Annotated in this window: 20 protein-coding genes; 10 read left to right on the top strand and 10 right to left on the bottom strand. The window is 60.5% G+C overall.

Annotation, left to right across the window (positions count from 1 at the left end):
- Window positions 1-21: 21 nt before the first annotated feature.
- Both JO965_RS17565 and JO965_RS17560 read right to left on the bottom strand, forming a co-directional pair.
- Complete coding sequence (locus JO965_RS17565; protein WP_203440294.1) at window positions 22-2,937, bottom strand: right-handed parallel beta-helix repeat-containing protein; 2,916 nt, start codon at window positions 2,935-2,937, stop codon at window positions 22-24.
- Between the two features lie 467 nt (window positions 2,938-3,404).
- Complete coding sequence (locus tag JO965_RS17560) at window positions 3,405-3,710, bottom strand: hypothetical protein (protein WP_203440293.1); 306 nt, start codon at window positions 3,708-3,710, stop codon at window positions 3,405-3,407.
- A gap of 116 nt (window positions 3,711-3,826) precedes the next feature.
- Here JO965_RS17560 and galE point away from each other — a divergent pair, with 116 nt between their 5' ends.
- The 5 genes from galE to tyrS all read left to right on the top strand — a co-directional run bounded on the left by galE (window position 3,827) and on the right by tyrS (window position 9,283).
- Window positions 3,827-4,819: a UDP-glucose 4-epimerase GalE gene (gene galE / locus JO965_RS17555; RefSeq protein WP_203440292.1), complete on the top strand. Its 993-nt coding sequence runs from the start codon at window positions 3,827-3,829 to the stop codon at window positions 4,817-4,819.
- Between the two features lie 115 nt (window positions 4,820-4,934).
- Entirely contained in the window at window positions 4,935-5,477 is a 543-nt protein-coding gene (locus JO965_RS17550) for a DoxX family protein (RefSeq protein WP_203440291.1), read from the top strand.
- A 153-nt stretch (window positions 5,478-5,630) separates the two neighbouring features.
- The gene (locus tag JO965_RS17545) at window positions 5,631-6,716 is read left to right on the top strand and encodes an outer-membrane lipoprotein carrier protein LolA (protein WP_203440290.1); all 1,086 of its coding nucleotides are present in this window, start codon (window positions 5,631-5,633) and stop codon (window positions 6,714-6,716) included.
- 131 nt (window positions 6,717-6,847) lie between these two features.
- Window positions 6,848-7,822, top strand: a complete 975-nt coding sequence (locus tag JO965_RS17540; RefSeq protein ID WP_203440289.1) for a phosphoribosylaminoimidazolesuccinocarboxamide synthase — start codon at window positions 6,848-6,850, stop codon at window positions 7,820-7,822.
- 207 nt (window positions 7,823-8,029) lie between these two features.
- The gene (gene tyrS / locus JO965_RS17535; protein ID WP_203440288.1) at window positions 8,030-9,283 is read left to right on the top strand and encodes a tyrosine--tRNA ligase; all 1,254 of its coding nucleotides are present in this window, start codon (window positions 8,030-8,032) and stop codon (window positions 9,281-9,283) included.
- Between the two features lie 23 nt (window positions 9,284-9,306).
- Here the strand turns inward: tyrS and JO965_RS17530 are convergent, their stop codons facing one another.
- Complete coding sequence (locus JO965_RS17530) at window positions 9,307-10,152, bottom strand: alpha/beta fold hydrolase (RefSeq protein WP_203440287.1); 846 nt, start codon at window positions 10,150-10,152, stop codon at window positions 9,307-9,309.
- A gap of 352 nt (window positions 10,153-10,504) precedes the next feature.
- Here JO965_RS17530 and JO965_RS17525 point away from each other — a divergent pair, with 352 nt between their 5' ends.
- Entirely contained in the window at window positions 10,505-11,464 is a 960-nt protein-coding gene (locus tag JO965_RS17525; RefSeq protein ID WP_203440286.1) for a homocysteine S-methyltransferase family protein, read from the top strand.
- On the opposite strand, the gene JO965_RS17520 is transcribed toward JO965_RS17525, so the two are convergent.
- The 3 genes from JO965_RS17520 to JO965_RS17510 form a co-directional block, all read right to left on the bottom strand.
- The gene (locus tag JO965_RS17520; RefSeq protein WP_246776603.1) at window positions 11,447-11,830 is read right to left on the bottom strand and encodes a DUF1622 domain-containing protein; all 384 of its coding nucleotides are present in this window, start codon (window positions 11,828-11,830) and stop codon (window positions 11,447-11,449) included. The two genes, JO965_RS17525 and JO965_RS17520, sit on opposite strands and share 18 nt — an antisense overlap.
- An 85-nt stretch (window positions 11,831-11,915) precedes the next feature.
- Window positions 11,916-12,119: a DUF2892 domain-containing protein gene (locus JO965_RS17515; RefSeq protein ID WP_203440277.1), complete on the bottom strand. Its 204-nt coding sequence runs from the start codon at window positions 12,117-12,119 to the stop codon at window positions 11,916-11,918.
- Between the two features lie 106 nt (window positions 12,120-12,225).
- The gene (locus JO965_RS17510) at window positions 12,226-12,957 is read right to left on the bottom strand and encodes a L,D-transpeptidase (protein ID WP_203440275.1); all 732 of its coding nucleotides are present in this window, start codon (window positions 12,955-12,957) and stop codon (window positions 12,226-12,228) included.
- Between the two features lie 259 nt (window positions 12,958-13,216).
- Here JO965_RS17510 and JO965_RS17505 point away from each other — a divergent pair, with 259 nt between their 5' ends.
- Entirely contained in the window at window positions 13,217-13,795 is a 579-nt protein-coding gene (locus JO965_RS17505) for a tyrosine phosphatase family protein (protein ID WP_203440273.1), read from the top strand.
- A gap of 22 nt (window positions 13,796-13,817) precedes the next feature.
- Here the strand turns inward: JO965_RS17505 and cueR are convergent, their stop codons facing one another.
- A complete protein-coding gene (gene cueR, locus JO965_RS17500; protein WP_203440272.1) occupies window positions 13,818-14,273 on the bottom strand; it encodes a Cu(I)-responsive transcriptional regulator in 456 nt (151 codons plus the stop codon).
- The gene (locus tag JO965_RS17495) at window positions 14,270-16,795 is read right to left on the bottom strand and encodes a heavy metal translocating P-type ATPase (protein ID WP_203440270.1); all 2,526 of its coding nucleotides are present in this window, start codon (window positions 16,793-16,795) and stop codon (window positions 14,270-14,272) included. The genes cueR and JO965_RS17495 overlap by 4 nt, the downstream gene beginning before the upstream one ends.
- Before the next feature lie 261 nt (window positions 16,796-17,056).
- Between JO965_RS17495 and JO965_RS17490 the strand changes: the two genes are divergently transcribed.
- The 3 genes from JO965_RS17490 (at window position 17,057) to JO965_RS17480 (ending at window position 19,506) form a co-directional block, all read left to right on the top strand.
- Entirely contained in the window at window positions 17,057-17,866 is an 810-nt protein-coding gene (locus JO965_RS17490) for an endonuclease/exonuclease/phosphatase family protein (RefSeq protein ID WP_203440269.1), read from the top strand.
- A 140-nt stretch (window positions 17,867-18,006) separates the two neighbouring features.
- Window positions 18,007-18,621 carry a glutathione transferase GstA gene (gstA, locus tag JO965_RS17485; RefSeq protein ID WP_203440266.1) on the top strand — a complete coding sequence of 205 codons (615 nt, stop codon included), beginning with the start codon at window positions 18,007-18,009 and terminating at the stop codon, window positions 18,619-18,621.
- A gap of 87 nt (window positions 18,622-18,708) precedes the next feature.
- A complete protein-coding gene (locus JO965_RS17480) occupies window positions 18,709-19,506 on the top strand; it encodes a glycosyltransferase family 2 protein (RefSeq protein ID WP_203440264.1) in 798 nt (265 codons plus the stop codon).
- Between the two features lie 17 nt (window positions 19,507-19,523).
- Here the strand turns inward: JO965_RS17480 and JO965_RS17475 are convergent, their stop codons facing one another.
- Together JO965_RS17475 and JO965_RS17470 are read right to left on the bottom strand one after the other, a co-directional pair.
- On the bottom strand, window positions 19,524-19,877 hold the full coding sequence (locus JO965_RS17475) for a RidA family protein (protein ID WP_203440262.1): 354 nt from the start codon (window positions 19,875-19,877) through the stop codon (window positions 19,524-19,526).
- A gap of 769 nt (window positions 19,878-20,646) precedes the next feature.
- Complete coding sequence (locus JO965_RS17470; protein ID WP_203440261.1) at window positions 20,647-21,984, bottom strand: CoF synthetase; 1,338 nt, start codon at window positions 21,982-21,984, stop codon at window positions 20,647-20,649.
- Window positions 21,985-22,180 lie beyond the last annotated feature (196 nt).

Below are 22,180 nucleotides of genomic sequence, written 5' to 3'. Positions count from 1 at the left end.
GCCTTCTTTCGATCCGAGTAATCAGATGACGAAGAAGTCCTTGTAGGCCAGCTTGAGATTCTTGGAGAGTTGCGCGAATTCCACGGCCTCCTTGGAGCCCGACCCGTCGGCGTCGTAACTGAGAACGCCGGTCTTCTTGTTGTAGATGAGGTAGTCGTCCTTCTCACGCGCCTTGGTGCCTGTGACGAAGAACTCCTTGTTCAGTTGCTTCGGGTTGGATGATATCCCGCTTCCGAGCTTCTTGAAGACGGCGTTGTCGAGCCAGAAGCTGTCGAACGTGACGTTGAAATCCTTGACTGAGTCGAAGTTGTATGCGCGATCGGTCTTCGCCGTTCCCAACCTGGTATTGAAGACGAACGTGTCCCAGCCTGAATTGCCGTAGAGCGTATCGTTGCTGGCGCCGCCGTAGATGGTGTCGTCGCCGGTGCTTCCGGAAATTCTGTCCTTTCCGGCATCGCCGTAGAGACGATCGTGGCCTGCACCGCCATTGATTGAGTCGTTTCCGGAGCCACCATAGAGCCTGTCGTCCGCCCCACGGCCCATGATCACGTCATTGCCGCCCATTCCCTTGATGAAGTTGATGTTTTCATTGCCGAGAAGGTTTTCGGATCGTGACGAGCCGACACGGGTCTCGACTGGGATTGCAGGATTGCTGGGATTGCTGGGCGTGTTCGGATTGCCAGGATTATTGGGCAGGACGACACCCGGCTGCCACACCTCGCCGACGAGGCGACCGTCGGAGAACTGGATAATTTCGACATTCTTGAGCGTATCTGCGCCCTCAGCGCTGGACACGGTTCGATCTACGAGAGTGCCGTTTAGCGCGTAGCTGGCGCGCGTGCCTGCATAGACCACCGTGTCGGTATCGGCTCCGCCATCAATGGTATCGTCTCCGAGCCCGCCCTGGAGCGTGTCATTTCCAAGCCCACCCGAAAGTTTGTTGGCTCCATCATTGCCGACAATGAAGTTGGCGAGGGTGTTGCCTGTCCCGTTGAGAGCGGCGAAGCCCTGGAGGATGAGGTTCTCGACATTCGGGGCAAGCACATAGGAAATGGAACTGTAGACCGTATCCGTGCCGCCGTCGGCATTCTCGGCGACGGTGTCGCCGGAATGATTGACGTAGTAGGTGTCGTTCCCCAATCCGCCTGTCATGAGGTCGGCGCCGGCCTGACCGTCGAGAATGTTGTTGCCTGAATTTCCGGTCAGAACGTTGGCAGAAGCATTGCCGATGGCATTGATGTGGGCCGAGCCCGACAAGACAAGATTTTCGACGTCCTTCGAAAGCGTGTAGCTGGCCGTGGTGTAGACTGTGTCCGTGCCGCCGGCGCCCAGGTTTTCCTTCTCGACGATCACGTCACCGGCGGAATCAACATAATAGATGTCGTTGCCGTCGCCGCCCTGGAGATTGTCATCACCGGCGCCGCCGTCGAGAATGTCATTCCCGCCGAGGCCCTTCAGTTCGTTGACGGCAGCATTGCCCGTCAGCTTGTTGGCAAGTTCGTTGCCCGTGCCGTTGATGGGAGCGGCCCCGACCAGCGTCAGGTGTTCGACATTGGCGCCCAGTGTGAACTTGACGGAGGCAACGACGTGGTCCTCACCTTCACTCGCCTGTTCGATCACGACGTCGGTCGAATGGTTCACCGTGTAGACGTCGTTGCCGGCGAGACCTCTCATCTCATCGCCGCCATCGGTGCCCAGCACAAAGTCGTTGCCGACCGTGCCGACGACAGGATTGAGAAAGCCCGGAACGGACACGGATCCTGAATTCATGCCGTAGAACGTGTTGTTCTGCAGGAAGGTATTGGTCGGCCCGTTGTCGTCGTTCGTCGGCTCCTCCCGGACACCATAGCGGGCGTTGATGGCGCCATCGGAGTAGATCTGATTGTTGATGATTTTCGTGTTGAGCGAATAGTAGGTCTGCTGGGAATAGTCGTCGTCGAAACGCAGTCGAATATTGACCTCGTCGTAAAGGCCGTCGCCTTCCTGCGAGTTGTTGTAGATCCGGCTCCCGTCGACAGTCACGTTCTTTGAGCCTTCGATCCTCACACCCTGTCGCTGGTTGCCAAAGATATCGGCATCGGTGATCGTGATCTTCTCCGACAGTTTGACGAGGATGCCTTCCTTTCCGTTGTTGTAGTATGAACCGCCGATGATCTGGATGTCGGACACCCATGGGATGACCGTCGAACCGACCGGAGGGATATTCCCGCGCTGAATGGTGATACCGGCGCCCCCGGCGAGCTCACCGTTGAACATGTAGCGGTAGCCGTTATCGTATGCGACATTTTCTCTCAGAATGAGATTCTTCGTCTCGTTTTGAATGTTGAATCCATGACGATCGTTGTCATAGGAAGTGTTGTTTGCGTATTCGCCGCCGAAGACCGCATCCGCCACGAAGCCGTCGAGGCCATTGTTGTGAGCAATGGAGTTCTTGACGATCATATTATACGTGATCTCGTGCGGGTTGATTCCGTAAGCCGTACAATTCATCACCTCGACACCGTCGATCGTGATGTTGGTTTGTGTCCGACCGGATCCATCTTCCTTGATGCCGCAAATGAAGCCTGCCTGGTGACCCACATTGTTGGCGCGGTTGCCATCGATGACGAGGTTCGAGACTTTGACGTTGTCGACTGTCTCCAGTGCGGTGCGAACGATGCCGTTGAGTCTCGCATTGAAGCCATCTTCGAGCTTGATGACCGTTTCACGCACGCCTGAGCCGGTCAGCTCGACCCCGGAGAGAAGCTCGATGGCACCTTTCGAAGCGTTGTTCTTGTCGCCCGTGACAACCCAGGTTCCCGCGGCGAGCTGGACCGTCACCCGACCCGCGGAAGGGTCCGCCATATATTGCTGATGGGCTGCTTCGATGGCGGCCTTGATCTTCTCTACGTTGTCCGCCGCATTGGTCGTCGGGTTGGTCACCAAAATGGTCGGCATTATGAAAATCCTTACATGTTTGGAGATGCGCGAGCGAGGGCGTGCGTGAGCGCCATCGTCACCAGAGCATCTCCGGTGCGCGCATTGCGAAAGCCGATTGTTCTTGAAATGGCCGCTAGCGGAGCGGCGGCGTTCAGATCTGCGTCGTTATTGATCTGAAGAAACGATTCTGCCGCAAGGGCAGGTTATCCATCCGGATCTTCGAGACGGGATCGGATTCCGTCTCGCTTGAAGTCATGAGCATCGGGGCGTTTTCCTCTGCGGTATCGGCCTGATTACTCAGAATTAAATAGGCATATCCGGCAAAGTGAAATGGATCTATTTTATACGCGCGAGGCAATTCGGAGTTAATGAATCGGGTGTCGTGAACAGCTGTAATGCTGTTGAAGTATAGACCTACCTCAAACGGGATGAAGCCTTTTTGATAGTATCCCTATACCTATATCGATAAGCCTGCGCACAGGCCTTCATTTGATGAGGTCGTAAAGCTGCCCTGAGCATTGGGCGACGAGGATCAGCAGAAGAATGCCGATGAGCCATAGCCAGGAACCGCTTCGCTGCGGTCCGGTTGCCGGTGGTTGCGGTATGTGAGGTCTGATGACCGGCATCGGAGGAGCGGGCAGACGCTCGATCAGCTCGGCCGATGCGGCGGGAATGCTGTCGGCCATTCCGATGAACCTGAAGCTCACGGGAATGCCGCCGACGAATTCGACCTCGGCCGGCTGAACCATAGCCTCATGTTGAACCCACCAGTATTCCTTGCGGTCATCCATTCCGCACCCTTTCAAAATCGACCCGCTAGCCTTCCCTTGATCTCAACTTGATCTAGAAATCTAGAGCCAATAAAGCCAGCATGGTGAAACGTTAAGCAGGGTTTTCAGGAGATCCCATGAACGTTCTCGTAACAGGCGGGGCAGGGTATATCGGAGGCCATATGGATCTGGCCCTGCTCGATGCGGGCCATAAGCCGATCGTGTTCGACAACCTGTCGACCGGCTTCCGCTGGTCGGTTCCGGACGGCGTACCTCTCGTCGTCGGCGACGTGGGCGATTACGAGTTGGTTCTGCGGACGCTTCAACTGCATCAGATTGATGCCATCGCCCATTTCGCCGCTAAGCTCGTGGTACCGGAATCCGTCTCCGATCCGCTGGGCTATTATCTGAACAACACCGTCAAGAGCCGCTCGCTCATGGCTGCGGCTGTTGCGGCCGGCATCAAGAAATTCGTGTTCTCGTCCACGGCTGCCGTCTACGGCGACACCTCCGACAAGCCAATCGATGAGAACGCGCCTTTGGGTCCTCTGTCACCTTACGGCAGCTCAAAGCAGCTGACCGAAGTGATGCTGCGGGACATCGCAGCGGCCCATGATATGCGCTACGTGGTCCTGCGCTATTTCAACGTCGCAGGCGCCGATCCGCTGATGCGCCATGGTCAGTCGACGGCGAATGCCACTCATCTGATCAAGGTGGCGGTTCAGACGGCGCTCGGCATGCGGTCCCACATGGAAGTCTTCGGCACGGATTATCCGACGCCAGACGGCACCTGTATCCGCGACTACATCCATGTGAGCGATCTGATCGCGGCTCACATGCAGGCCCTGGCCCATCTCGATAGTGGGGGTGAAAGCCTCATCATGAATTGCGGCTACGGGCACGGCTATTCCGTCTCCGAGGTCATCGAGACGGTGCGGCGGGTCTCGGGCAAGCCGGTGGATGCGCGGATCGGGCCGCGGCGCGCGGGCGACCCGGTGACCATCGTGGCGGATTCGACCCGCATCCGGTCCAAATTGGGATGGGCCCCGCGTCATGACGATCTCGACACCATCGTGGAACACACCCTGCGGTGGGAGACGATGCTCCGGGAAAGAAATCTCAAGCTCTAAAGTCTGGTGGATCGCAGCCCGCCGCTAAGGGCGGGTTAAGAACCTCTGCCTCAAATGCTCGTCAGGCGCCGGCCGATTCCCGGCGCCGCTAGGCAGGCGAGTGGAGGGCAAAAGCATGGGCGAGGACAGAGGAGCGGGCGTCAACGGGATTCTGCTGCTGAACCGCCTGCTGCTGGCGGGCTGCTTTCTGCCGGCTGCCATTGGGCGCCTTTCGAATATTTCCGGGCTTGCCGCCACGCTGACCCTCAAGGGGATGCCCTATGGCGATGTGGTGGCGACCCTGATCGTCCTCGCCGAGGTGTTCGGGCCGCTGGCCCTGATCTTCGGATTCGCGCCGCGCCTGAGTGCCTCCGTTCTCATTGCCGCTTTGGTGGTGACGACCGGCACGATGCATCGCTTCTGGGATTATGGCGGCCTGAACCGCCAGGCCGAGCAGGCGATCTTCCTGTCTCATCTCGGGGTTCTGGCCGGTCTCCTCTTCTATGGCCTAGTGGGGGCAGGGGCCTGGAGCTGGCAGGGCTGGTGGAAAGGGGTGAGCGGCAAGGCGAAGCCCGCCAAGGGGAAAAAGAAGCAGCCGTCCCGCCCGCGTACTCCCAAACCCCGGCCTGCGCCAGCCCGTCCCATGGCGGATGAGGACGAACTGGCGGATGCAGCTTGAGATCCCCGACATAGGGTGCGATCTGTCTGGACGCGACTCGCTTTCGCCTACAGGGTGCTGCCTTCATTCAGCCTCTTATCGAAGCCATAAACCATTGCTGCGCCGTGCTTTTGCGCACAGGCATCGATGATTTCTCAGGTTAGCAGTGGCGTCATGCTCAATTTGTCTTCGCGTTGCATTCTCGGTCTGGCTCTAGCTCTCTCATGCGCTTTTCCCGCCATTGCCCAGCAGCCCCCCGATCCTCTGACGCGCTTCCTCGACGGCATCTTCAAAAAGCCGGGGACTCCTGCCACCAACGCTCCCCAGCAGCAGCCTGCACCGCAGGCGGTCCCCCAGCCGCCTGCGGCCCCGCGCGCTCAGGCGCAGCCGCAGCAGGCGCCTAAGCCAGCGGCGGCGGTTCAGAAGCCTCAAACGCCGCCGCAGCGTGCAGCCCAGCCGCGGCCTCAGCCTGCGCCTCAAACCGCAGCGAAGCCCGAGCCTCAGCCCCGCACACCGACCTCCGAGAAGGTGGAAGCCAAGCCAGCTGCCTCCGAGCCTCAGAAGCCCGTGGCCGAGCCATCCGTGCAGGCGGCCGAGCCGGCTAAACCCGCCACACCGCCCCCGGCCAAGGTGGCGGAGCCGCCGAAGCCTGCCCGATCCACTCCGATTCAATCTGCGGCGCCCGCTCTGACCTCCGTCGCCGCGCCGTCCACCGCCCCGACGCCGACATCGCCGCCCGGACCCCGCACACCCGAAGAGGCGCTCGACCGGGTCAACGCCTATTTCAACAGCCTCGATGTGATGTCGGCCTATTTCGTGCAGAAGAACCCGAATGGCCAGCAGGCCGAGGGCACGCTCTCCATGCGCCGCCCGGGCCAGTTCCACTTCGCCTATGCCCCGCCGAGCACCCTCGAGGTGGTCTCCGACGGCCGCAACGTGGCGATCCGCGACAAGAAGCTCGGCACCAACGACGTCTATCCCGTCGGGCAGACGCCTCTGAAATTCCTTGTCCAGGACAATATCGACCTGTCCCGCGACACCAAGGTACGCGACGTGCAGGTGGGACGCGACGGCATCGTCACGGTCCGTTTCGACGACAGCGCGACTCTGGGCGGCACCTCGAAGATCACCCTGCGCTTCGACAGCCGGGCCAATGCACTCAAGCAATGGACCATTGTCGACGCCCAGGGCTACGAAACCACCGTGACCCTGTCGGGCCTCAACGCGACCTATCGCCGAGACGCCAGGGCGACCCAATAAGGCTTCGGCCGGCTGTGCTCGTGGAAAGAGCTATTTTTTGCCGATTTGGGCCTAGCGTGATGAGGATTTCGGTCTAGAACACGGCCAGCGCGCTATGGGAGCGCGGCGCCCGAAATCCTTGGCAGGTGAGCATGGTCGATAAAGCAGCCCTTGGAGCCTATGCCGGTTACGTCCTCGAAGATGCGACCATCCCGGAACTGCCGAACCATTATCGCGGCAAGGTGCGAGACAATTACGACCTGCCGGACGGACGCCGCATCATCATCGCATCGGACCGCATCAGCGCCTTCGACCGCAACCTGGCGGCCATTCCCCTGAAAGGCCAGGTGCTGACGCAGACCGCCAAGTTCTGGTTCGAGGCGACGGCGGATATCTGCCCCAACCACGTGATCGAATATCCGGATCCGAACGTGCTCATCGGCCGCAGGCTCACCATCCTCCCCGTGGAGATCGTGGTGCGCGATTACCTCGCCGGCACGACCGGCACGTCGATTCTGTCCCTCTACAAAGCCGGCCAGCGCGAGATGTATGGCATGAGTCTGCCGGACGGCATGCGCGACAACGAGAAGCTGCCGCAGACCATCATCACGCCGACCACCAAGGCCTTCGATGGTGGCCACGACGAACCCCTGACCGCGCAGGAGATCGTCGAGCGCGGACTTCTCACGCCTGAGCAGTGGAAGACGGTCTCCGATTACGCCCTCGCGCTCTTCGCGAAGGGCAGGGAGATGGCCCGCGAGCGAGGTCTCATCCTCGTCGACACCAAATACGAGTTCGGCATCGACGAGAGCGGGAAGATCATGATCGCCGACGAGATCCACACGCCGGACTCGAGCCGCTACTGGTTCCTGGACAGCTACCGGCAGCGCTTCGAAGCCGGCGAGAGGCCCGAGAGCTTCGACAAGGATTTCATCCGCACCTGGGTCGTCGCCCGCTGCGATCCCTACAAGGACGAGATTCCGGAAATCCCGCAGGATGTCGTGCTGGAGACCTCGCGCGTCTATATCGACGCCTTCGAGCGCATCACAGGCCAGACCTTTGCGTTGCCGCCGAAGGATGTGCCGGTGCTGGAGCGAGTGAGGGGGAATTTGAAGGCGTATTTTTGAAGCCGGTTGACGATCCGGCCTCATATCCGTATTTTGCGCCCATGATCACCGGTCGCTACAGCTTCGTGAACTATTTTACGCCGTCCCCATAGGGCGGCTCCGTTCGGTTGCGACCAGACGTTCGATGCCGCCGCTCTCCGGCGGCATCTTCATTTGGTGATCAGGTCTCCGGGCAGCGGCTCCCGCCAATCCCCAGGAGACGAGAAGATGAGCACCCCGAAATCAGACTTCCTGAAGACGCTTTCCGAGCGCGGCTTCATCCACCAATGCACGGACCTAGACACCCTCGATGAGCGCCTCTCGGCCGGTCCCGTCGCGGCCTACATCGGCTTCGATGCCACGGCTGACAGCCTGCATGTGGGCAGCCTCGTGCAGATCATGACTTTGCGCTGGCTGCAGAAATGCGGCCACAAGCCGGTCGTGCTCATTGGCGGCGGCACCACGCAGATCGGCGATCCGAGCTTCCGCGATGCGAGCCGACCATTGCTCGACGATGAGCAGATCGCCAAAAATGCCACGGGTCTGAAGCAGGTCTTCTCCCGTTACCTCACTTTCGGCGACGGGCCGACCGATGCGGTGATGGTGGACAATGCCGTCTGGCTCGATCCCTTACGCTACCTGCCATTCCTGCGCGATTTCGGCACCCATTTCACGATCAACCGGATGCTGAGCTTCGACAGCGTGCGCCAGCGGTTGGAGCGCGAGCAGCCGCTCACGCTGCTTGAGTTCAACTACATGGTACTTCAGGCCTTCGACTTCCTGGAGCTGTCGCGCCATCATGCTTGCGTGCTGCAGATGGGCGGCTCGGACCAGTGGGGCAACATCGTCAACGGCATCGAGCTTGCGCGCCGCATCGACCAGCGCCAGCTCTTCGGGCTGACGACTCCGTTGCTCACCACCTCTGCCGGGGCCAAGATGGGCAAGACGGCCGGCGGCGCGGTGTGGCTCAATGCCGAGAAGCTCAGTGCTTACGATTTCTGGCAGTTCTGGCGCAACACCGAGGATGACGATGTCGCCCGCTTCCTGCGCCTCTTCACGGAACTCCCGCTCGACGAGGTACATCGTCTCGGCCAGTTGAAGGGCTCCGAGATCAATGAAGCAAAGCGCGTTCTCGCCAACGAGGCAACCCGCCTCGCGCATGGAGAGGAGGCCGCACGGGATGCCGCCGATACCGCGCGCCGCGCCTTCGAGGACGGAGAGAATGCCTCCGGGCTTCCGAGCATCGGTCTCTCCCGGTCCGATCTCGAAACCGGCGTCACCGTCGCGCAGCTTCTCGTCCTTGCGGGTCTTTCAAGCTCCAAGAGCGAGGCGCGCCGTCTGGTTCTGAATAGTGGAGCAAGGCTCAACGGACATGTCGTGCAGCATGCGGATGCTCAAGTCGGCATGGCGGACCTTGCCGATGGCGCCTTAAAGCTGACGGCCGGCAAGAAGCGGCATGTGCTGGTTCATGTGAGCGATTGATACACGAAGCAGGAGCGGCGGCTCTAACGGGAGCCGCCGTTCTTCGCCGATTGTTGCTTCTGGAGAAACCGTGCAACTACCTTCGCCACGTCCCGTGACCGCTCGACGGGAAGCATATGCGTCTCGTTCTTGAACAGTTGCAGGTATGCCGAAGGAATGAGCCGGGCCGTTTCTTCGAGAGCCGCGATATCGAAGAATGGGTCGCGCGTCGCACCGACGATCAGGGTCGGCGCTGCGATGCGTGTCAGCCATGACGGATCGCTGCCGAAATCCTCCCCTGCAACGGCATTGAGGCCGCGGACGATGACGGCAGGATCGTTCATCGTCTCATGCAGTCGCTGCCGCTCCTGCCTGAACCGCCAGCGGATCAACCAATTGAGCCAGGGGCGACGGAAGACGAGGCCGAACTCGTCGAGAAATCCTTCGAAGTCGCCTTGCCAGGCATAGTCGATCTGCCGATCGATGCTGCGGCGTCCCCTTGAGGAGAAGCGATGCGCGCTGACCATCAGGATCAGCCCCTTCACGAGATCGGGGTGATCCGCTGCGAGCCGCGCGGCCACGAAGCCACCGAAGGAGATGCCCATGACGGTTGCTGGACCGATCTCGTCCCGCAGAATCTGCGCGACATCCCGCACGATTGTCCTGATGCAATAATCGGCGGAAGGTGCCGGATCGTAGCCCAGCACATAGACTGTCCGGTCTTTGGGCAGCAGACGCGCAATGCGCTTGGCGTCCCTCTCGGCACGGGCAGGCGTCGGGCGTCTGACAAAGGCCTGACCGCCATTCAGGACGATAATGGGGGCAGGGCCCGAGCCTGCTTTCACATAGGGAATTCTGTCGAGGAACAGACCCGTTTCGAATCTTGTCATGGTCGTATCGCCGGAGGGCAGCCGTTGCAGCGTCTGTGTCTGCTTTGAAAGTGCTGCTCGAGGTTTCGAAAAAACATCTGCCTGAAAGGCCGTCGCTTTTTGTGCTTGAGCGACAGGGCGCGCCAACCACAGGGCTGGAGCGGTAGGAAAAGGCAGGAATGAGAGCCGACGGACACTGGAAGAGTGGCGGCGGCTGGCGGGCCGGGAGGAAGTTCCTAGTGACTCTGTTCCGTATAGTCAACTGCTTGGATTGCTTCCACGGTTTCGATGTGTGCCGGAGCACCGTCGAGTGCGCCGTGACGGCCTAAAAGGGAACGGACGGGCGGGGGCGCATGATGCGGGAGTCGCATTCATGACCGGCGGCCGATTTGTCTTTCCACCCTCGAACGAGGCGATCTTTCTGACCGATGGCGGCCTCGAGACGACGCTCGTCTTTCTCGAAGGCATGGACCTTCCCTGCTTCGCGGCGTTTCCGCTTCTGCGCAGCAAGGAGGGGAGGGCCAAGCTCGAACGCTATTTCGAGCCTTATATCCGCACCGCTATCGAACGGGATGTGGGCTTCATCCTCGACACGCCCACATGGCGGGCCAATACGGACTGGGCTGCGAAGCTCGACGTCTCACCCGAAGATCTCGCAGATGTGAACCGAGAGGCTGTACGCTGGGCATCCAGCCTTCGCGATAGGCTCTCAGACAACAATGAACGTGTCCTCATCAATGGCGCCATCGGTCCCCGCGGCGACGGCTACAGGGCCGATGCGCAGATGTCGGCAGAGGAGGCGCAGGCCTACCATGCGCCGCAGGTCGAAGCCTTTCGCGAGGGCGGAGCGGACATGGTGAGCGCCGTCACCATGAACTATGCGGAAGAAGCCATCGGCATCGCGCGGGCGGCAGAGGCTCTCGGCTTGCCGGTGGTGATCTCGTTCACGGTGGAGACGGACGGCAAGCTGGCTTCCGGCGAGACGCTCCAATCCGCCATCGAGCGGACGGATCGCGAGACAGGTCATATTCCGGCCTATTATATGATCAACTGCGCGCACCCGACCCACTTCGACGGCATTTTGTCCGAGAGGGACGAATGGACCCGGCGTATCCGCGGACTTCGCGCCAATGCATCAACAAAGAGCCATGCGGAACTCGACGAATCCACGGAACTCGATCCAGGCGATCCCGACGATCTTGCTCGACGCTACCGGGGCCTGCGTGAGCGCATGACGCAGCTCGCCGTGCTCGGCGGATGCTGCGGCACTGATCACCGCCACATCGCGGCGATCTGCGAGGCCTGCGTGCCGACGTCAAGCCGTTTGTCGTGATGAGCTGCCGCTTTCGCCCTTGTGCCGGTCCCAGGGCCAGCGCCCTTCGATTTCGACTTCGAGCGAGAAGCTGAGGAAGGTTCGGATGAGGACGATGCCGCCGAGGATGAGGAGGCTCTGAAGGGTCGGCTCGATGGCTACCGTGTTGATGATGTCGGCCGCGACGAGGAATTCGAGGCCGAGCAGAATGGCGCGCCCGACATTCGAGCGATAGAGGTTGAAGGCGGTCGATCCGGAGTGCCCGTGCAAGATCTGCCAGAGGACCGCAACGCTCGATCCGAGGATTCCGAGGACGATGATGGCGATCCCGCCGACCTCGATGGCGCGTGTCGTCACTTTGAGCGCCAAAAAATACCAATCGTCCATGAGCGGTCCTTCGCAAGCCTCATGGATATTGATTCATAGGACAGCTTGGCAATGCCTCCAGGGGAGGGCAGTGCTGGCGTGTAGATCAGGTGAAGCCGGGTTTGCTCGGCAGCCCCATGCGCTTGAACACCATCACGACCGGGCATAGTCCCGTGAAGGATGCCTGTACCAGATGGGCGCCCAGGAGTCCGGTGAGCCAGAGCCAGTTGATGTTGACGGTAACGGCGAGCAGGACACTGACGATGATGAGCCCGCCGACGGTCAGAAGGATCGCACGTTCTACGGTCATGACCATGCCTCCAGCAGAGACTGGCCGATTTTATATCAAGCCTGGCAGGGACAAAAGAAAAAGGGCCGGCCAGATGATCAACCCCTTTGAACTTATGCAAATACCGTCAGTAGGCTGCGGACACCCGCATTTCATCCTCCACGTCGAACAGGCGCTGTCCCTGGAGCACGACCACGGGTGAACCGACCGGCACACGGCTATGAAGGTCGATGATGTCCTGATTGAACAGGCGGATGCAGCCGCTCGATACCGATTGGCCGATCGACCAGGGCTCGGTGGTGCCGTGAATGCGGTACATGGTATCGCGACCGCCGTCATAGAGATACAGGGCGCGCGCGCCGAGAGGATTGTCCAGGCCGCCCTGCATGCCGCTGGCCCACTTGGCATTGCGCTCGGGCTCGCGCCGGATCATCGCAGCGGTGGGCGTCCAGTTCGGCCACGTGGCCTTGCGGCCGACGCGGGCGCGACCACCCCAGGCCAGGCCTTCCTTGCCGACGCCGATGCCATAGCGGATGGCCCGACCGCCTTCACGCACGAGATAGAGATAGCGGGAGGCGGTGTCGACTACGATGGTGCCGGGCTCCTCGCGGCCATAATAGGCGACCTCGCGGCGCAGGAAGCGCGGATCGACCTCGGAGATGTCGGTGGCCGGCAGCGGATGTGCCTCGTCCGGACGGGCTCCGTACATGGCAGCATAGGCGGGATCGATGCGGCGTAAGGCTTGCTGCGGAGGCGCTTGTGTCGAGACACAGGCCGCCAAGGCCATCGGAAGAAGAAGCGTGGAGAAGCGAAGTACGTTTCGCAACGAGGGCAGGCTCGGGGCCGGTGCAGCAAACATCAGTGGGGTGACCTGTAGTTTCTGGTTTTTGGCTTCATTCGCCGACGTTTAGGAGCGACGGCATTACTCTCGAAGAGACATAGCCCCGGCGGTGACGACAAGGTGGATCTCGCATGGCAGAAATGTGGCAAAGGTCCAGTGTGGTTTGCAAGACACAGTATTTTGAACGTGTCGATCCAATCAGTTAGAAGTGAGTTAACTGTTTGGTGAGGGGCGTTAAGGTTCATGTCTCACTTCAGCTGCGAACGAGCGGTTTTTCATGCAACGCGTACCCATTCAAATGCTCACGATCTGCGGCATCTCGGAACTGCCGGATCAGTGTGAGCGGTCCGTGACCCACGTTCTCTCGATTCTCGACCCGGATCATCCCGATCCGGAAGCGTTCGGAGCATACAACCCCCATCACAGAACGATCCTGCGCTTTCATGATATCATCCACCCGATCCCAGGCATGATCCTGCCCGCGCCAAAGGACGTGGAGGCCGTCCTTCGCTTCGGGGATGAGGTGGCAGAGGGACGGACCGAGTACGCGGAGGGGCACCTGCTCGTCCATTGCCATATGGGCGTCTCGCGTTCGACCGCCGCGATGCTAACCCTCATGGCGCAGGCCAATCCGGATGAAAGTGAGGACAGGTTGTTCGAGCGGCTGGCGAAGATCCGGCCCCAGGCCTGGCCAAACTCTCTCATGATCGACTTCGCGGACGAACTCCTGTCGCGCAACGGCCGTCTCATCGAGGCGCTGAGGCGGCATTATGGTCGTCAGATCCAGCGCATGCCGAACTACGTGCAGCTGATGCACGATCTCGGCCGTGGCCGCGAGGTCGAGATGGCGGCTTGAAGGGCCGCCACTCGCTTATTGTTTAACGCGCCAAAGCCTTTCCCAGTGCGCCGAACTTCGCATCCGGTTTGACAGTGAGAGGTTCAGCGCCGTCGCTTGCCAGTTCCTCAATGATCGGGCAATGCGGGCGCGCGTCGCCATGACAATTCCTGGCGAGATGCTTCAGAGTCGAAGCCATCTCCTGCAATTCCCTGATCTTGCGCTCGAGCACGCCGACATGTTCGAGCGCGATGGCTTTCACATCCTTGCTTGCGCGCTCGCGATCCTGCCAGAGCGACACGAGATCCGCGATTTGCTCGACCGAGAAGCCGAGGTCCCGCGAGCGACGGATGAAGCGCAGGGTATGCACATCATAATCCGAATAGACCCGGTATCCGGATTCCGTGCGCACTGTCTTCGGGATCAGTCCGATGGATTCGTAATAGCGGATCATCTTGGCCGAAACGCCAGAGGCCGTGGCTGCCTGTCCGATATTCATGCGACACCTTCGACGGTCTGAGAGTGAGTGACGGCCTGCGCCGATGCGATGGGGGCCTTGAAGCGGCGCAGGCGTAAGGCATTGCCGAGAACGAAGACGCTGGAGAGCGCCATGGCGCCGGCCGCAAAGATCGGCGAGAGCAGAGTGCCATCGACAGGATAGAGCACGCCCGCAGCGACCGGGATCAGCAGCACGTTATAGGCGAAGGCCCAGAACAGGTTCTGCTGGATGTTGCGGATAGTCGCCTTCGAGAGGGCGATGGCATTCACGACACCGCGCACGTCGCCGGACATCAGCACCACGTCGGCGCTTTCGATGGCGATATCCGTGCCTGTGCCGATAGCGATGCCGATATCGGCTTCGGCAAGCGCGGGCGCATCGTTGATGCCGTCGCCGACGAAGGCGATCCTGCCGTGCTCTTCGCGCAGGCGCTTCACGACCTCGACCTTGCCGTCGGGCAGAACTTCTGCCACCACCTCGTCGATTCCGATCCGCTTCGCGATGGCCTCGGCGGTCCTCCGGTTGTCGCCGGTGACCATGGCGACCTTCAGGCCGAGCGCATGCAGAGCCGCAATGGCTTCCGGAGTCGAAGGCTTGATCGGATCGGCGACCGCGACGATGGCGGCAAGCCTACCGTCGATGGCAGCATAGAGCGGGCTCTTGCCCTCGGCCCCTAGACGAGTCGCGATATCGGCGAAATCGGAGACGGTCAGACCGAGCTTCGCCATGAAGCGGTCCGCGCCCACATCCACTTTCCGTCCCTCGACTATCGCCGAGACGCCGAAGCCCGGCACGGCCTCGAAGCTGTCGGTGGCGGGCAGAGCGAGCCCGCGTCGCTCGGCGGCTGCGACGATAGCCTGCGCGATCGGATGCTCGGAGCGGCTTTCGACGGCAGCGATCAGCCGCAGGGCCTCGCCTTCAGAAAAGCCGGAAGCCGTCACGAAATCGGTGAGTTCGGGTCGTCCTTGAGTCAGGGTGCCGGTCTTGTCCAAAGCGACGACGCCGACCTCCTTGAGGCTCTGCAAGGCCTCTCCCTGGCGGAACAGCACGCCGAGCTCCGCCGCCCGACCAGTGCCGACCATGATCGAGGTCGGCGTCGCCAGACCCATGGCGCAGGGGCAGGCGATGATCAGCACGGCGACCGCATTGATCAGCGCGAAGGTGAGGGCTGGCTCAGGTCCGAGCGTGAGCCAGACCAGGAAGGTGAGGGCAGCCGCTGCCATGACGGCGGGCACGAACCAGGCCGTCACCTGGTCGACGAGAGCCTGGATCGGAAGCTTCGAGCCCTGCGCCTGCTCGACCATCCGGATGATCTGGGCCAGAACCGTATCGGAGCCGATGCGAGTGGCTCGGAAGGTGAAGCTGCCATTCTTGTTGATGGTACCGCCTACCACTTCGCTACCTTGAGATTTCTGCACCGGAACCGGCTCGCCCGTGATCATGGATTCATCGACGAAGGAGGAGCCTTCCACTACTTCGCCATCGACCGGAATCTTCTCACCGGGACGGACCTGGACGACATCGCCGGTCAGGACCTGATCCAGCGGGATCTCCAGAGCCTCGCCGTTCCGCAGCACGCGGGCGGTTTTTGCCTGGAGCCCCATGAGGCGCTTGATCGCCTCGGATGTACGACCCTTGGCCTTGGCTTCGAGATAGCGCCCCAGCAGGATCAGGGACACGATGACGGCTGCAGCCTCGTAATACACGTTCTCCATGCCGGCCGGCAGGAAGCCGGGCAGGAACGTCGCCACCACGGAATAGGCATAGGCCGCGCTCGTGCCGAGAACGACAAGCGAGTTCATGTCCGGCGACAGGCGCAGGAGGGCAGGGACTCCTTTCTGGAAGAAGCGCAGACCGGGGCCGAACAGGACGAGGGTTGTCAGGGCGAATTGCAGATACCAGCTGTCGCCGTGACCGAGCGTTCCCATCACCCAGTCGTGGATGGCTGGGATGAAATGCGAGCCCATTTCGAGGATGAAGACCGGCAGGGTCAGGACCGTCGCGATCAGCACGGAGCGACGGAGGCTGGCGATCTCGATGTCCCGAGCCTCCCGTTCGCGGTCCGTTTGAGCATCTTCCCGTTGGATCGGCCTTGCCTCGTAGCCCGTCTGCTCGACGGCGCCTATCAGGCGCTCCACGATATCCACATTGCCGAGATAGCGAACGGAGGCCCGCTCAGTGGCGAGATTGACGGACGCATCCACCACCCCGGGAACGCGCTTGAGCGCCTTCTCGACCCGGTTGACGCAGGAAGCACAGGTCATGCCATCGATCTTCAGCTCGGTCGTCTTCTCAGACGGCTCGTAACCGGCCGCCCGGATCGCCTCCGCAACTGCCGTAGGGTTGGCCTCGGAAGGGGCGAACTCTACATGCGCCCGTTCGGTCGCCAGGTTGACGTTGGCTGCCGTGACACCGTCCACAGATCGAATCGCCTTCTCCACGCGACCGACGCAGGAGGCGCAACTCATGCCCTGAATGGGAATGTCGATGCTGTCGATGGGGCTAAGCTTGCCGGCGGCCATGGTGAATCTCCTGATCCTCATATGGGATGAGGGTGTAATCCTTCCAATCATGGGAAGGTCAAGCCACCAGCAAAACTGTCTGTGAAACTCTTGGTTGGCTCGGCCCTAAGCGCCTACCAAGGGGAACCAAGCTTGAGCCTGGGTCATTGATCCGACACGTTTGCCAATTAGGCGGCCAGATGGGCGGTGGGGGTAATTTCCCGCTTGTGCCGAATGACGCGGTGCTTTTACCTTTAACGACTGACGAGCCGGTGCTGACCTTTGAAGCATAGCGACAAACAGGGGCGAACCCTTCGGATCCTCACCTACAATGTCCATCGCTGGCTTGGCACGGACAGACAGATCTCACCGAACCGGATCGCGGAGGTTATTGCCTCCTGCGACCCGGACATTGTCGCGCTGCAGGAGGTCCGCGTCGGACGCGAGCGGGCAGGCGAGATCGACCAGGCGGCTGCCGTCGCGGCGAGGCTCGGGATGGATCTGCATTTTCAGCCCACGATCCGCATTCTGGGCGAGCAATACGGCATCGCTGTCCTGACCCGCCATTCTTCGAAAATCGTCAGGTCCGGGCGCCTGCCCACACAATCGACGAGGCCGTCCTTCGAGAAGCGCAGTGCCCTCTGGGTCGCTGTCGAGATCGAAGGCCAGACCATCCAGGTCGTCAACGCTCACCTGTCTCTAAGGTCCGGAGAGCGGCGGACGCAGGCGGCTGCTCTGATCGGGCCGGATTGGGTCGGCCATCCCGATTGCGCCGATCCAGCCGTCCTGCTGGGCGATTTCAATGCTCCACCCTATTCACGCTCATACCGGCTGATCGCCAATCGGATGCAGGACGCTCAACTCGCCAATTCCTTTGGAGAGCCTCAGCCGACTTTTCACACCCGGGCACCCGTTCTGCGCCTCGATCATGTCTTCGTGACAAAATCCATCGAGGTGGTCGATGCCGGGCCTGTCCGGAACCCCTTGACCCGGGTGGCGTCGGATCATTTTCCGCTCCTAGCGGAGCTACGCGTCCGTAAGCGGCTCGGGGCCGTTACGACACGCCACGCGCGTGAGGGCATGCTTCTCTAAAAATCCTTGTTGCTGAGTGAGTGAAATATTGTAGCAAATAGTCTAAGGCGCCTTGAATGCGCCATTGTGTGACGTACTAATAACGCATCTTGTTACGTTATAAATTTATATTCTCAGCAGGTAGGGGGCGCGGAACTGTGATGAAGCTGTACTACACCCCAGGAGCCACCTCCCTTGCACCGCGTATCATTGCTTTCGAGGCCGGCCTGGAGATCGAGTACGACAAGGTCGATCTGAAAACCAAAACCACCGCCTCTGGGCGTGACTTCATTCGGATCAACCCCAAGGGTCATGTTCCAGCCCTTGCATTGCAAAGTGGCGAAGTCCTGGCCGAAGTTCCCGTTATTCTGGAGTACCTTGCAGACCAAGCGCCATCGGCTCAGCTTCTTCCGAAGCTGGGCTCCTGGGAGCGTTATCGGGTTAGAGAATGGCTCGATTTCACGGGTACGGAGCTTCATAAGGGCTTCGATCCGCTATGGGAGGCCCCCATGCCCCCGAAGGCACGTCAATTGGCCGTGAACCGCCTCCAACGACGCCTCGCTTATCTGGATCAATGCCTGAGAGGGCGCCTCTATCTGGCAGGACAGCAATTCACCGTTGCCGATGCCTATTGCTTCACGGTTCTGAGTTGGGCCCGCTTCCACAGGATCGATTTATCGGACTATTCCACGGTCACAGAGTACATGCAGCGGATTTTCAATCGACAGATGGTCAAGCGGGCCCTGCTGGCTGAGGGACTGCCTGTTGCAGCTTGATCGGAGGCGCAGACGACAGTACTGCGGCCATTTACTGGGCCCAAAGCCCTTGCCATGACCCCTCAGGGCGGCTAGGCACCCGAGGCCATGCTTCCTGTTTCCGTTTTCATCATTGCCAAAAACGAGGCCGACCGGATCGGAGCGACGATCCGTGCGATCCGAGGGCTGACGGACGATCTCGTCGTGGTCGATTCAGGTTCGACGGATGGAACCCAGGCGGTAGCCCAGGACCTCGGCGCCCGGGTGATCTTCAATCCCTGGCCAGGCTACGGTCTCCAGAAGCGTTTCGCGGAGGATCAGTGCCGGCACGAATGGCTCTTGAATCTCGATGCAGACGAGGAGGTCTCGCCAGAACTGCTGGCCGAGATGCGTGCGCTGTTCGCTCATGGACAGCCTCCCTGCCAAGCCTATGGCATTCGGATTGCTGAAACATTCCCCGGAGAAAGTGCTCCTCATCCTCTGGCTTATCGGGTCGCGCCGGTCCGGCTCTATCGCCGGGATGCGGGCCGGTATTCGTCTTCGCTCGTCCATGACCGGGTCGACCTGAAGCCGGGAACCAGGATTGGCAAGCTGAAGGGACTCGTGCACCACCGGTCCGTGCGCTCCCTCGGCGACCAACTCGCCAAGCTCAACAGCTACACCGACCAGCAGGCCATCGACCTTGAGGTGAGGGGCATTTCGATCCCCACATGGCGGGTCTATTTCGAGTTTCCCGCGGCCTTCGTGAAGGCCTATTTCGGTCGGCTGCATTTCCTGCGCGGCACCTACGGTTTCCTGATCGCCATGAACTATGCCACGTGGCGACACCTACGTCTGGCAAAGCACTATGAGCGCAAGCGCTTGGGAGCTCTTGCGAAATCGAGCTCCCAGACGGAGCGGGCATAGAGAGCTGCCGGACCAGATCAGAGGGCAGCGATGACCTGGATCTCGAGCTTGTAATCGGGGTCCGCCAATCTCGACTCGACGCAGGCGCGCGCCGGAGCTTGACCCGGGACAACCCAGGCATCCCAGACCGCGTTCATCTCGTCATAGAAGGAGATGTCTGCCAGCCAGATCGTCGCCCGGAGTAGCTTGGCCTTGTCGCTGCCGATTTCGATGAGGGACTGTTCGATCTGCCCGAGAATATCCTGGGTCTGTTCCGTGACCGAGAGGCCCAAGGTCGTCTCGGGCACGTAGCCCGAGAAATAGGCCGTTCCATCATGGATCACGAGGTCGCTATAGCGTGCGGCGACGCCGATCCGCCTGATGTCCACCACGATACCGCTCCCCTTTGTACGATCACCGTTTCGGCTCCTACCACAGGTCGGGGCATGAGTGACAGCCGAAGGTCCTTGGACGGGCCGATGCCGGGAAGCCGCGGGAAGTAAACGGCGGACACGGAGGCCGCCAAACCATGCCTCCCCGCGGTCCGCAGGTGCATCAAAAGGACCAGTAACTTAATGGTGATAAGTCTTCTGGCATCCACGTTCGTCCGCGAAAACCCGGTTAATTAGGTCGGGACGGCGCATGGCCCTTTTAGACGTCTGATGGCCCCTGCGCGCGTCCGCTTAAATCCCGTACCCCCACACAGAGCCTACTTTGGACCGACTGTTGCAAGAGCGACAAAGCCAAATACTTTATCGGATTACTCTTTTCGAATTAGCTGTATCCTACTATTTTGCATGAGAATCGGGAGCGAGGTTCCTCATGGCAGGACTGACATTAGCGGTTATCGCTTGGTTGGGCGGGTTATTCGCACTTGCTGTACTTTGGCCCTACGGAGTTTTCGCAGCGCTTGCCGGGATCCCGATTGGGGGATTCTTAGCCGCGTTAGCGGCAGGCCTGTATCTTGCCTATCGACGCAGGGGTAAAGCAGAGGCCAGATTCCAACCTGAGCCTGAGATGCCGCGCGCGACAACCCGCTAATGTGAAACGGAAGAGACCCAATTCCAGTAAAGCATGGGTGAACATCGTCGACGCGTTACGTCAGCGACGGCCTTGCCCACTTCATCTGCATAGTTTCTCCACTTCGTTCCTCTCGCCGCTCTAATCCCATTCGTATTGAGACACATAGCGATTGGTCTGAGAAAAACTGCGGTGAGGGCTATCAACTGCGAAACCAGCGGCATTCATCGCGGCAGCGATATCGAGCTGTTGAATCACGAACTTCCGCTTGCCCCGCCCCGATAGCGGGATCGATCTGACAACTTCTGGAATGAAGGACAACCCGCCAGCTGCCCGTTCCGTCACGAGCTTGACATACGAGTCAAGGGTATGCGGCGGCGCCCCTTCCGCGAGCACCACCCGTATGAGAACCTCGCCGGGTGTATGCTGTTCAAACTGGTAATCGGTCACAAATCGGAGGACATCGTCCGCCATAGCAAGGGATGTCGCTGGAATGAGATGGTTGTATCGCGACAGAAAGAAATCGTGAGCCCGTCTCGGTACGATATTCGCGACGCGAAGACGATAGCCGTTGCGCCTTTCTGGAGGCTCGACGAGCGTGGCCTCGTCGCCGGTGTCGTAGCGAATGAACGGCATCCCGGTGAACTGAAGCCCAGTTGACACCACCCGCCCAACCCGGCCTGGCTCTGTGATCGGAGCGCCGGATTTGTCGAGGAGTTCGGTGAAGCCATAGAGTGGATCCATCTCGTAGAGGCCGGGCACGTCTTCGACCTCGGTGCCGAACGCACATTTCTCACTCAGGCCATAGAACGGGATGATCTTCGCCCTGGGAAAGCCACGGCTGATGGTGCGGCGAAAGTCTGAGTAGATCGGTTCGGAATGTAGCATCACTCCCCGGATCTTGTGGCGTATGGGCAGATCCCGGCGGGTCAGGAAGGCTGCGAAAGTGGCAATGGCAGAGGGGTACCCCTGCAGGAAAGCGATCCCGCGCCGCTCCAGTTCCTGCGCATAGCGTTCCATCAGGTCATCGCATAAGTGAAATACCGAGATCCTGACTTCGCGCAGGCCGAACTCGATCTCGAACGGCTGTGTGTCGACGTTCGGAATATGCCACCCTCTGAACGAGGCCCGCCATGTGTCGGGGCAGCATCCGGCCCGCGCCCACTGATGCACCACGAAGGCGTACTCGATCGGACTGCGGTCTCGATCGACGAAGAAGGGCAGTGGCTGGCCTGAGGAGCCGCTTGTCATCGCTCGATCGAGCCTGTTCAGCGGCCGCGTGCACATTCGCTCGGCCTCGCGACGGACGATCTGGTTGGAGAGAATGGGGATGCGCCGCCACTGCTCCGCGACGATAAGCTCTTCCGCCTTGATAGATGGGCCGAAGACCGCCGTAAGCGTCTCGCGATAGTAGCTTGATTGGTTGAGAGCCGTTGCCAGGACGTGCCGCAGCCGGTTCTGTTGCTCATGAATGGCCAAGTCCGGATCGTTCCGTGCCTGCTCAATGAGCGCGCGGCAGACACGGTAGGTTGTGCCGAGGCGTATATCCTTCGGCAGGCTTTGAAGGGCGCGCCCTAAATACTGTCGCAGTGAAAATGGAATTTTAAGGTAAGCTGTTCGGCCGATATCAAGTAATTTTCCTGAATAAATATCGTCCATAGCGTAACCTTCGCGC

Origin of the sequence: Microvirga sp. VF16 (assembly GCF_016864375.1) — a bacterium.
Classification (GTDB): Bacteria; Pseudomonadota; Alphaproteobacteria; order Rhizobiales; family Beijerinckiaceae; genus Microvirga.
Note: the sequence above shows the minus strand (reverse complement) of the source record. Positions and strands in the feature narration are given on the sequence as shown.

Coding starts and splice junctions, on each gene's coding strand:
- JO965_RS17565 (WP_203440294.1), bottom strand. CDS start 2,937: ATGCCGACCATTTTGGTGACCAACCCGACGACCAATGCGGCGGACAAC.
- JO965_RS17530 (WP_203440287.1), bottom strand. CDS start 10,152: ATGACAAGATTCGAAACGGGTCTGTTCCTCGACAGAATTCCCTATGTG.
- tyrS (WP_203440288.1), top strand. CDS start 8,030: ATGAGCACCCCGAAATCAGACTTCCTGAAGACGCTTTCCGAGCGCGGC.
- JO965_RS17480 (WP_203440264.1), top strand. CDS start 18,709: ATGCTTCCTGTTTCCGTTTTCATCATTGCCAAAAACGAGGCCGACCGG.
- JO965_RS17515 (WP_203440277.1), bottom strand. CDS start 12,119: ATGACCGTAGAACGTGCGATCCTTCTGACCGTCGGCGGGCTCATCATC.
- JO965_RS17560 (WP_203440293.1), bottom strand. CDS start 3,710: ATGGATGACCGCAAGGAATACTGGTGGGTTCAACATGAGGCTATGGTT.
- JO965_RS17550 (WP_203440291.1), top strand. CDS start 4,935: ATGGGCGAGGACAGAGGAGCGGGCGTCAACGGGATTCTGCTGCTGAAC.
- gstA (WP_203440266.1), top strand. CDS start 18,007: ATGAAGCTGTACTACACCCCAGGAGCCACCTCCCTTGCACCGCGTATC.
- cueR (WP_203440272.1), bottom strand. CDS start 14,273: ATGAATATCGGACAGGCAGCCACGGCCTCTGGCGTTTCGGCCAAGATG.
- galE (WP_203440292.1), top strand. CDS start 3,827: ATGAACGTTCTCGTAACAGGCGGGGCAGGGTATATCGGAGGCCATATG.
- JO965_RS17520 (WP_246776603.1), bottom strand. CDS start 11,830: ATGGACGATTGGTATTTTTTGGCGCTCAAAGTGACGACACGCGCCATC.
- JO965_RS17505 (WP_203440273.1), top strand. CDS start 13,217: ATGCAACGCGTACCCATTCAAATGCTCACGATCTGCGGCATCTCGGAA.
- JO965_RS17525 (WP_203440286.1), top strand. CDS start 10,505: ATGACCGGCGGCCGATTTGTCTTTCCACCCTCGAACGAGGCGATCTTT.
- JO965_RS17545 (WP_203440290.1), top strand. CDS start 5,631: ATGCTCAATTTGTCTTCGCGTTGCATTCTCGGTCTGGCTCTAGCTCTC.
- JO965_RS17540 (WP_203440289.1), top strand. CDS start 6,848: ATGGTCGATAAAGCAGCCCTTGGAGCCTATGCCGGTTACGTCCTCGAA.
- JO965_RS17510 (WP_203440275.1), bottom strand. CDS start 12,957: ATGTTTGCTGCACCGGCCCCGAGCCTGCCCTCGTTGCGAAACGTACTT.
- JO965_RS17495 (WP_203440270.1), bottom strand. CDS start 16,795: ATGGCCGCCGGCAAGCTTAGCCCCATCGACAGCATCGACATTCCCATT.